At 59.6% G+C, this 8,527-nt stretch carries 17 protein-coding genes; all 17 read right to left on the reverse strand.

Annotated elements, in window-relative coordinates; genetic code table 11:
• Positions 1 to 53: 53 nt before the first annotated feature.
• Positions 54 to 452 (reverse strand): 30S ribosomal protein S8, encoded by a 399-nt coding sequence (gene rpsH, locus BUB04_RS03825; protein WP_084076110.1) that lies wholly within the window; start codon positions 450 to 452, stop codon positions 54 to 56.
• 28 nt (positions 453 to 480) lie between these two features.
• Positions 481 to 666 carry a type Z 30S ribosomal protein S14 gene (locus tag BUB04_RS03830; RefSeq protein WP_073037093.1) on the reverse strand — a complete coding sequence of 62 codons (186 nt, stop codon included), beginning with the start codon at positions 664 to 666 and terminating at the stop codon, positions 481 to 483.
• Between the two features lie 23 nt (positions 667 to 689).
• Entirely contained in the window at positions 690 to 1,229 is a 540-nt protein-coding gene (gene rplE, locus BUB04_RS03835) for a 50S ribosomal protein L5 (protein WP_073037095.1), read from the reverse strand.
• 32 nt (positions 1,230 to 1,261) lie between these two features.
• On the reverse strand, positions 1,262 to 1,594 hold the full coding sequence (rplX, locus tag BUB04_RS03840) for a 50S ribosomal protein L24 (protein WP_073037097.1): 333 nt from the start codon (positions 1,592 to 1,594) through the stop codon (positions 1,262 to 1,264).
• 23 nt (positions 1,595 to 1,617) lie between these two features.
• Positions 1,618 to 1,986, reverse strand: a complete 369-nt coding sequence (gene rplN / locus BUB04_RS03845; RefSeq protein WP_073037099.1) for a 50S ribosomal protein L14 — start codon at positions 1,984 to 1,986, stop codon at positions 1,618 to 1,620.
• 66 nt (positions 1,987 to 2,052) lie between these two features.
• Positions 2,053 to 2,316 carry a 30S ribosomal protein S17 gene (gene rpsQ / locus BUB04_RS03850; RefSeq protein ID WP_073037101.1) on the reverse strand — a complete coding sequence of 88 codons (264 nt, stop codon included), beginning with the start codon at positions 2,314 to 2,316 and terminating at the stop codon, positions 2,053 to 2,055.
• 12 nt (positions 2,317 to 2,328) lie between these two features.
• The gene (rpmC, locus tag BUB04_RS03855; RefSeq protein ID WP_073037103.1) at positions 2,329 to 2,529 is read right to left on the reverse strand and encodes a 50S ribosomal protein L29; all 201 of its coding nucleotides are present in this window, start codon (positions 2,527 to 2,529) and stop codon (positions 2,329 to 2,331) included.
• Positions 2,526 to 2,942 (reverse strand): 50S ribosomal protein L16, encoded by a 417-nt coding sequence (rplP, locus tag BUB04_RS03860; protein ID WP_073037105.1) that lies wholly within the window; start codon positions 2,940 to 2,942, stop codon positions 2,526 to 2,528. Before rplP ends, rpmC begins: the two co-directional genes overlap by 4 nt.
• 86 nt (positions 2,943 to 3,028) lie before the next feature.
• Entirely contained in the window at positions 3,029 to 3,655 is a 627-nt protein-coding gene (rpsC, locus tag BUB04_RS03865; RefSeq protein ID WP_073037107.1) for a 30S ribosomal protein S3, read from the reverse strand.
• 108 nt (positions 3,656 to 3,763) lie between these two features.
• Positions 3,764 to 4,096, reverse strand: coding sequence for a 50S ribosomal protein L22 (gene rplV / locus BUB04_RS03870; protein ID WP_073037109.1), 333 nt, complete (start codon positions 4,094 to 4,096; stop codon positions 3,764 to 3,766).
• The gene (rpsS, locus tag BUB04_RS03875; protein WP_073037111.1) at positions 4,096 to 4,383 is read right to left on the reverse strand and encodes a 30S ribosomal protein S19; all 288 of its coding nucleotides are present in this window, start codon (positions 4,381 to 4,383) and stop codon (positions 4,096 to 4,098) included. The genes rplV and rpsS overlap by 1 nt, the downstream gene beginning before the upstream one ends.
• 21 nt (positions 4,384 to 4,404) lie before the next feature.
• Complete coding sequence (gene rplB / locus BUB04_RS03880) at positions 4,405 to 5,226, reverse strand: 50S ribosomal protein L2 (RefSeq protein ID WP_073037113.1); 822 nt, start codon at positions 5,224 to 5,226, stop codon at positions 4,405 to 4,407.
• Between the two features lie 73 nt (positions 5,227 to 5,299).
• On the reverse strand, positions 5,300 to 5,593 hold the full coding sequence (gene rplW / locus BUB04_RS03885) for a 50S ribosomal protein L23 (protein WP_073037115.1): 294 nt from the start codon (positions 5,591 to 5,593) through the stop codon (positions 5,300 to 5,302).
• Positions 5,590 to 6,213 carry a 50S ribosomal protein L4 gene (gene rplD, locus BUB04_RS03890; protein WP_073037116.1) on the reverse strand — a complete coding sequence of 208 codons (624 nt, stop codon included), beginning with the start codon at positions 6,211 to 6,213 and terminating at the stop codon, positions 5,590 to 5,592. Before rplD ends, rplW begins: the two co-directional genes overlap by 4 nt.
• A 42-nt stretch (positions 6,214 to 6,255) precedes the next feature.
• The gene (gene rplC / locus BUB04_RS03895) at positions 6,256 to 6,888 is read right to left on the reverse strand and encodes a 50S ribosomal protein L3 (RefSeq protein WP_073037118.1); all 633 of its coding nucleotides are present in this window, start codon (positions 6,886 to 6,888) and stop codon (positions 6,256 to 6,258) included.
• 44 nt (positions 6,889 to 6,932) lie between these two features.
• The gene (gene rpsJ / locus BUB04_RS03900; protein ID WP_073037150.1) at positions 6,933 to 7,241 is read right to left on the reverse strand and encodes a 30S ribosomal protein S10; all 309 of its coding nucleotides are present in this window, start codon (positions 7,239 to 7,241) and stop codon (positions 6,933 to 6,935) included.
• 76 nt (positions 7,242 to 7,317) lie between these two features.
• Positions 7,318 to 8,511 carry an elongation factor Tu gene (gene tuf, locus BUB04_RS03905; protein WP_073037120.1) on the reverse strand — a complete coding sequence of 398 codons (1,194 nt, stop codon included), beginning with the start codon at positions 8,509 to 8,511 and terminating at the stop codon, positions 7,318 to 7,320.
• Positions 8,512 to 8,527 lie beyond the last annotated feature (16 nt).

Raw genomic sequence — 8,527 nt, forward strand, 5'->3', positions numbered from 1 at the left:
TCCTCAAAACGGCCATCCCAAAGCCCGCGGCAAGCCCCGAAATGCCAGGGCGGTTACCACACCTGGCACAGCAGTTCGCCGCCGACGCCTTCCTTCCGGGCCTGCTTGTCGGTCATCACGCCCTTCGACGTGGAAAGGATCGAGATGCCCATCCCGTTCAAGACCCGAGGGATTTCCGTGTATCCCACATAGATGCGCCGGCTGGGCTTGCTCACGCGCTTCATATCCGTGATGGCCGCCTCGCGGTCGGGACCGTACTTCAGGTGGATCCTCAGCACGCCCTGCTTGTTGTCCTTGATCACCTTGTAGTGCTTGATGTAGCCCTCTTCTTTCAGGATCCGCGCCAACTCCGTCTTGAGGCGTGAAGCCGGGATGTCCACCTTATCGAAGCGCGCCCGATGGGCGTTTTTGATACTTGTCAGAAAATCGGCAATCGGATCGGTCATCACCATGAGGTATTCTCCTTCTCCTCCCAGCCACCTACCAACTGGCCTTGGTCACGCCAGGGAGTTCGCCGTTCAGCGCCATATTGCGGAAACAGATACGGCACATCCCGAACTTTCGCAGAAACGCACGGGGCCTTCCACACAGCGGGCAACGATTGTAGGCCCGAACCTTGAACTTCGGCGGGCGCTGCGCTTTTGCCATCATCGATTTCTTAGCCAAGGCTGCCTCCTCTGACCCTTCCTCTACTTCCTGAACGGCATGCCCAGCAGACCGAGAAGCTCACGGGCTTCCTCGTCCGTCTTGGCTGTCGTCACGATCGTGATGTTCATTCCCTTGATCTTGTCGATCTTGTCGTAGTCGATCTCGGGGAAAATGATTTGTTCCTTGATACCCAGCGTGTAGTTGCCCCGTCCGTCGAAGGATTTGGGCGATACGCCGCGAAAGTCGCGAACGCGGGGCAAGGCGATGTTCACGAGCTTGTCGAAAAACTCGTACATCCGATCTTTACGCAGCGTCACCATGCAGCCGATGGGCATACCCTTGCGGAGCTTGAAGGCCGCGATGCTCAGCCGAGCTCGGGTGATCACCGGTTTCTGGCCGCTGATGAGGGCCAGCTCTTCGGAGGCCGTTTCCAGGACCTTGACGTTTTGGATCGCCTCGCCCAGCCCCATGTTGAGCACGATCTTGCTCAGCCTCGGGATCTGCATGGGGCTCTTGTACTGGAATTTTTCCGCCAATTGCGGTGCGATTTCCTTCGCATACAGTTCGCGTAAACGAGCCATTCGTTCCTCCACTCCGCCCGTCGTCGTGGACGTCACCCGTCGATGACTTCGCCGCACTTCTTGCAAAATCGCACCTTGCGGCCGTCTTCCAGGGTCTTATAGCCCACACGGGTCGGATCTGTGCACTTGGAACAGATCAACATGAGATTGGAAATGTGAATAGGGGCTTCCTTCTCCACGATTCCACCCTGCCGGCTGTAGGCACCGGGGCGCATGTGGCGCTTGACCATGTTGAGCTTCTCCACGATGGCCCTGTCCTTCTTGGGCAAAATCCGCAGCACCTTGCCCGATTTGCCCTTCTCCTTGCCGGCAATCACCATCACCGTATCGTTCTTCTTAATGCGGTACTTTTTTGCCACAGCCATTTTCGACTTTCTCCGTTACCCCGCTAGAGAACTTCCGGAGCGAGCGAGATGATCTTCATGAACTGCTTGGCGCGCAGTTCGCGGGCCACGGGCCCGAAGATACGGGTCCCGATGGGCTCCCTGGCCGCATTGATCAGTACGGCGGAATTGTCATCGAACTTGATGTAGGATCCGTCCGGGCGGCGGACTTCCTTCTTGGTACGCACCACCACGGCCTTGAGTACGTCGCCCTTCTTCACCTTGGAATTGGGGATGGCCTCCTTGACCGACACCACGATGATGTCGCCCACGGTGGCGTACCGTTTCCGTGATCCGCCAAGCACCTTGATGCAATACAGCCGCTTCGCTCCGGAGTTGTCGGCGGCAGTCAGTTGCGTTTCTGCCTGGATCATCTTGAACTCCCTTCAATCGCTCGTCACAGCACGGCCGCGCCGCGCGGCCGCCGCCGTCTCGGGAACTTACACTGCAGCCCTTTCCAGAATCTTGACCACGACCCAGTGCTTGGTCTTGCTCAGCGGGCGGCTTTCCTGAATAACGACGCGATCGCCCACGCGGCATTCGTTGGTCTCGTCGTGCGCCTTGAACTTGTTCCGCCGGCGGACGTACTTTCCGTACAGCGGGTGTTTCACCAGGCGCTCGACACTCACCACCACCGTCTTGTTCATCTTGTCGCTGACGACCGTGCCGACGCGGGTCTTCCTGTTCGTCTTACGCTCTTCCATTGACATGCCTCTTTAAGCCTCGCTGACGCTTTGCTTTTCTCGCAATACGGTCAACACCCGCGCAATGTCGCGCTTGTGGTGTTTGAGCTGCGCGGTGTTTTCCAGCTGCCCGGTCGCATGCTGGAACTTGAGATTGAAGAGAGACTCGCGCAACTCCCCCAGCTTTTGCTGAAGCTCTTCCACGCTCATTTCTCGAAGGCTCGCTGCTTTCATAGGACATCCTGCCTCGACACAAATCGCGTTGCCACCGGAAGCTTGTGGGAAGCCAGACGGCACGCTTCGCGGGCCACTTCCTCAGGCACGCCCTTCAGTTCGTAAAGAATACGGCCGGGTTTGACGATGGCCACCCACATCTCCGGCGAACCCTTCCCTTTACCCATGCGGGTTTCCGCCGGCTTCTTGGTGATGGGTTTGTCCGGGAAGATCCGAATCCACAGCTTCCCGCCGCGCTTCACGTGCCGAGTAATGGCGACACGCGCCGCTTCGATCTGGCGGGACGTGATTCTTCCGGCCTCCAACGCCTTGATGCCGTAGTCACCGAAGTTCAGGTTGCTGCCGCGATACGCCGTCCCTTTCATGCGGCCTTTCTGCTGCTTGCGGTATTTGACTCGTTTTGGCGCTAACATTCTGCAACTCCTCTGTCATTCCAATCGCGGCGAAGGTCATCGTCGCCCGCCCCAGGGCGACGGAGCTGGGACTGGGATTCGGGGGACTACGGCAGCACTTCGCCCTTGAAAATCCACACCTTGACGCCGATCACGCCGTAGGTGGTCTTGGCCGTAGCCACCGCGTAGTCGATGTCCGCGCGCAGCGTGTGCAAGGGGACCCGACCTTCGCGGTACCACTCGCGGCGGGCCATTTCCGCACCGCCGAGCCGCCCGGCACAGGCCACGCGCACGCCCTTGGCACCGAACTTCAGGGCCGATGTGACCGCCCGCTTCATGGCCCTTCGGAAAGCCACACGCCGTTCCAGCTGCAAAGCGATGTTTTCGGCCACCAGGGTGGCATCCAGTTCCGGACGGCGGACTTCCTGGATGTCGATGAGCATCTCCCGCTGGAATTTCTTTTCCAGGTCACGGCGCAACGCTTCGATCTCGGCGCCCTTCTTTCCGATCACGATGCCGGGACGGGCCGTATGGATTCGAATCTTGGCCCGGTTGGCCGCACGCTCGATCTCGATTTTGGCAATGCCGGCATGGCAGAGCCGCTTCTTGATGAACTCGCGGATCTTGCGATCCTCGTATGCCAGCTTGGCGTAGTCCTTCGTGGCAAACCATTTGGAATCCCACGTCTTGATGACGCCCAGACGGAAACCTATGGGGTGTACCTTCTGTCCCAAACTTCACCTCCGCGCTCGTTGAACCTTTCGATTCCCTTTCTCGGCCCCGCAGCGGTTCCGCGGGCACCCTTCGGGAAAGAGGCCTCGCGGCCTCCAGATCACCGTTGGTTACCTTTCCCCCAGCACCACCGTGATATGGCTGGTGCGTTTCAGAATCTGGGTGGCCCGGCCCATGGCCCGAGGCCTCCAGCGCTTCAGCCGTGGCCCTTCATTAACATAGACGGCCTTGACATACAGGGTGTCCATGTCCATGGCGTTGGTGTTTTCCGCATTGGCCATGGCGGACCGCAGGGTCTTGCTGATGAAGCGGGCCCCCTTTTTCGGGGTAAACTTCAATATTGTCAAGGCCTCACTCACGTTCTTGCTTCGAATGAGGTCGGCCACCAAGCGCGCTTTCCGGGGGGAAATCCGCAGATACTTGGATACAGCCCTAACTTCCATCACTTCTTCCCTTTCACCTTCGACTTCTTGTCACCTGCATGCCCGTAGAAGGTCCTCGTGGGCGAGAATTCCCCCAGCTTGTGACCGACCATGTTCTCCGTGATGAAAACGGGGATGAACTTTTTGCCGTTGTGCACGGCAATGGTCAGGCCCACGAAGTCCGGAAGGATGGTCGAACGGCGAGACCAGGTCTTGATCACCTTGCGATCACCGGTCTCCTTGGCCGTGAGGACCTTCCTCATCAGGTGGTCATCGACAAAGGGTCCCTTCTTCAAAGAGCGAGGCACCTTACCCTCCTTACCTTGACGCTACTTGCGGCGACGGATGATGAGTCGGTCGCTGTTTTTGGACTTGCGCGTTCTGTAACCCTTGGTGGGCTTGCCCCACGGCGTGCAGGGATGACGACCGCCGGAACTGCGGCCTTCGCCGCCGCCCATGGGATGGTCCACCGGGTTCATGGCCACGCCGCGCACCTTGGGACGACGTCCCAGCCACCGGCTGCGCCCCGCCTTGCCCAGAGTGATGTTCTCGTGATCGATGTTGCCCACCTGGCCCACCGTGGCCTTGCACTTGATCGGAACCATGCGCATTTCCCCGGACGGAAGCCGCAGCGTGCAGTAGCGCCCCTCCTTGGCCATGACCTGGGCGCCGGTGCCCGCCGACCGAACCAGCTGGCCGCCCTTGCCGGGGATCATCTCGATGTTGTGAACGATCGTACCCAGCGGCATGTTTTCCAAGGGCAGGCAATTGCCCGGCCGCACATCCACATTGGTGCCCGTCAGGACCTGGTCTCCCACTTTCAAGCCCAGGGGCGCCAGGATGTAGCGTTTTTCGCCGTCCGCGTAGTGGAGCAGCGCAATACGTGCCGACCGGTTGGGATCGTATTCGATGGCCGCCACCTTGGCCGGCACACCTTCCTTGTTCCGTTTGAAATCAATGATCCGATACCGCCTCTTGTGTCCCCCCCCGCGATGGCGCGCCGTAACGCGACCGTTGGAATTGCGTCCGCCGGTCTTCTTCAAGGGCGCAAGCAGGCGCTTTTCCGGCTCCTTCTTGGTGATCTCCTCGAAGGTCGGATAGGTGATGAAGCGGGTACCGGCGCTTCTCGGTTTGACCTTTCTGATGCCCATAGGTATCCCTCGTCAACTACTCACTGGGGGACGGCCCCACCCGCAGGCGGGCGCCTCCCTTTATTCCGCAGACCTAGACGCCCTCAAAGAACTCCACGCGCTGACCGGGTTTGATGGTCACAATGGCCTTCTTCCAATCCGGCGTCCTCGTCACCCAACGCCCCACACGCTTCGTCTTTCCCTTCATCCGAATGGTCCGAACTTCGAGCACGTCCACCTTGAAGATCCGTTCGACCGCTTCCTTGATCTCGATCTTGTTGGCCCGGCGGTCCACTTCGAAGTGGAGCTTGTTCAGGAGCTCCTTTTCCGCTGTGCTCTTTTCGGTGATCAGGGGGCGTTTCAGAATTTGATAAGCTTTGTCCGTCATGACCCCAAGGACTCCTCTATTTTGGCAATCGTTTCTTTGGTCAGGACGACGTTCCGATGGTTGAGAAGGTCGTACACATTGAGGCCTTCCGAGCGCAACACCTTCACCGTGGGGATGTTGCGGGCGGATTTTTCCACCACGTCGTCCTGCCGGGCGATCACCACCAGGGGTTTGCTGAGCTCGAAGCGCTCCATCCAGGCGGCAAATTCCTTCGTCTTGATCTCCGGCAGGCTCAGCTGCTCCACAACGGTCAGCTCCCGGTCCTGAAGCTTCTGGCTCAAGGCCATCTTCAAGGCCAATTTGCGGACCTTCTTGGGCACCTTCATTTCGTAAGAGCGCGGCTGCGGGCCATGCACCGTTCCGCCGCCCCGCCACAAAGGCGATCGGATGGTTCCCACGCGGGCACGCCCCGTACCCTTCTGGCGCCACGGCTTGCGTCCGCCGCCGGAGACTTCGCTTCGGCCTTTGGTCTTCGCCGTTCCCGCTCTTCGCTTGGCCAGCTGGTAGAGCACCACCTCATGGAGCACATGGGGCTTGACCGGCACGGCGAAGATATCGTCGCGAAGCTCCATTTGCCCCACAACCTGACGGTTCATATCGAAAATATCAATCGTAGGCATGACGTTACCTCTAGTCCTCCCAGGTTCTTCCGGCACGGAGCCTTACTTGACACGATTCGTCTTGCGAATGAACACCAAGCCGTTCTTTGCTCCGGGCACAGCACCTTTGATCAACAGCAGGTTTTCCTCGGGCCGCACGTCTACGATCTTCAGGTTGAGGGTGGTCACGCGCTTGTTTCCTTTTTGGCCGGCCATCTTTTTGCCCTTGATCACCCTACCGGGGAACGTGGCACACCCTGTGGAACCGGGCTCTCGAATGTTCTTGCACCCATGTGTTTCCGGCCCTCGACTGAAACCCCATCGCTTGATGGTTCCCGCGAAGCCTTTTCCCTTGCTGATTCCCGTCACATCCACCCGGTCGCCGATCTCAAAGACGTCCGTGCCGATCACCTGCCCCATCTCGAATTCGTCCACATTGTCCACGCGTACTTCCCGCAGAGCCTGGAAGTAGCCTTTGCCCACCTTGTCCAGGTGGCCCTTCATGGGGCGGTTGACCTTCTTCTCGCTCTTGGTGCCGAAGCCCAGCTGAAGGGCGCTGTAGCCGTCCCGCTCCGGCACCTTCACCTGGGTGACCACGCACGGACCCGCCTGAATCACCGTCACCGGCACCACGCTGCCGTCGTCGGCGAAGACTTGCGTCATACCGAGCTTGCGTCCAATCAATGCCTTCACCATTTTGTCTGCTCTCTCTCAGGTAGCCTTTCCGCTCGAAGAGGCTTCTACAGCTTGATTTCCACGTCCACACCGGCCGACAGATCCAGCTTCATCAGAGAATCGACCGTCTGTTGGGTCGGCTCCAGGATGTCCACCAGCCTCTTGTGAACCCGGACCTCAAACTGTTCCCGCGACTTCTTGTCGATATGAACGGACCGCAGCACCGTGTACCGATGGATCTTGGTGGGCAACGGGATGGGCCCCGCCACGTGGGCTCCCGTCTTTTTCGCCGTATTTACGATCTCTGCGGCCGCCTGATCAAGAAGCTTGTGGTCGTAAGCTTTCAAGCGGATTCTGATTCGCTGATTCATCATCATAGCTTTTGTTCCCATAAGTTAGGTCCCTGCCGGACAAGCCGCCCAGGGACCCTTTTCCGCTATTGGTGGTACCCTACTCGATGATGTCGGTGACGACGCCGGCCCCCACGGTGCGTCCGCCTTCGCGGATGGCGAAGCGAAGCTCCTTTTCCAAGGCCACCGGGGCGATCAGGTGCACTTCCATGTTCACGTTGTCGCCCGGCATCACCATCTCCACGCCCTCGGGAAGCGTCACCACGCCCGTCACGTCCGTGGTCCGGAAATAAAACTGCGGACGGTACCCCGGGAAAAACGGCGTATGACGGCCGCCTTCTTCCTTCTTCAAAACGTACACTTCCGCCTTGAACTTCGTATGCGGCGTGATGCTCCCCGGCTTGGCCACCACCTGACCGCGCTCCACCTCGTCGCGCTTGATCCCGCGAAGCAGCAGACCCACGTTGTCGCCCGCCTCTCCGCGGTCCAGCGTCTTGCGGAACATCTCCACGCCCGTGCACACCGTCTTGGTGGTCGGCCGAAAGCCCACGATCTCCACTTCCTCACCCACCGTGATCGCCCCGCGCTCCACGCGACCCGTCACCACCGTGCCGCGGCCGCTGATGGAAAAGACATCCTCGATGGGCATCAGGAACGGCTTGTCCACATCCCGAACCGGATCCGGAATGTAGCTGTCCACCGCATCCATCAGCTCAAAGATGCACGCCGCCTCCGGGCTCTCCGGATCATCCGACTCCAGAGCCTTCAGAGCCGAACCCTTCACGATCGGCACATCGTCTCCCGGAAATCCGTACTTGCTCAAAAGCTCCCGAAGCTCCAGCTCCACCAGCTCGATGAGCTCCGGATCGTCCACCATGTCCACCTTGTTCAGAAACACCACGATGTTGGGCACACCCACCTGACGGGCCAGCAAAATGTGCTCCCGCGTCTGCGGCATGGGACCGTCGTCGGCCGCCACCACCAAAATGGCCCCGTCCATCTGCGCCGCACCCGTGATCATGTTCTTGATGTAGTCCGCGTGACCCGGACAGTCCACGTGGGCATAGTGACGCTTGTCCGTCTCGTATTCCACGTGCGCCGTCGCAATCGTGATCCCGCGCTCGCGCTCCTCCGGTGCCTTGTCGATCTGATCGAACGGCACAAACTCCGCCTTGCCCCGAAGTGCCAGCTGCTTGGTGATCGCCGCCGTCAACGTCGTCTTCCCATGGTCGATGTGACCAATGGTCCCCACGTTCACATGCGGCTTCGTCCGCTCAAACTTCTTCTTCGCCATCGCGCTTCCTCCTCAC

This window comes from Desulfacinum infernum DSM 9756 (assembly GCF_900129305.1).
Lineage (GTDB): Bacteria > Desulfobacterota > Syntrophobacteria > Syntrophobacterales > DSM-9756 > Desulfacinum > Desulfacinum infernum.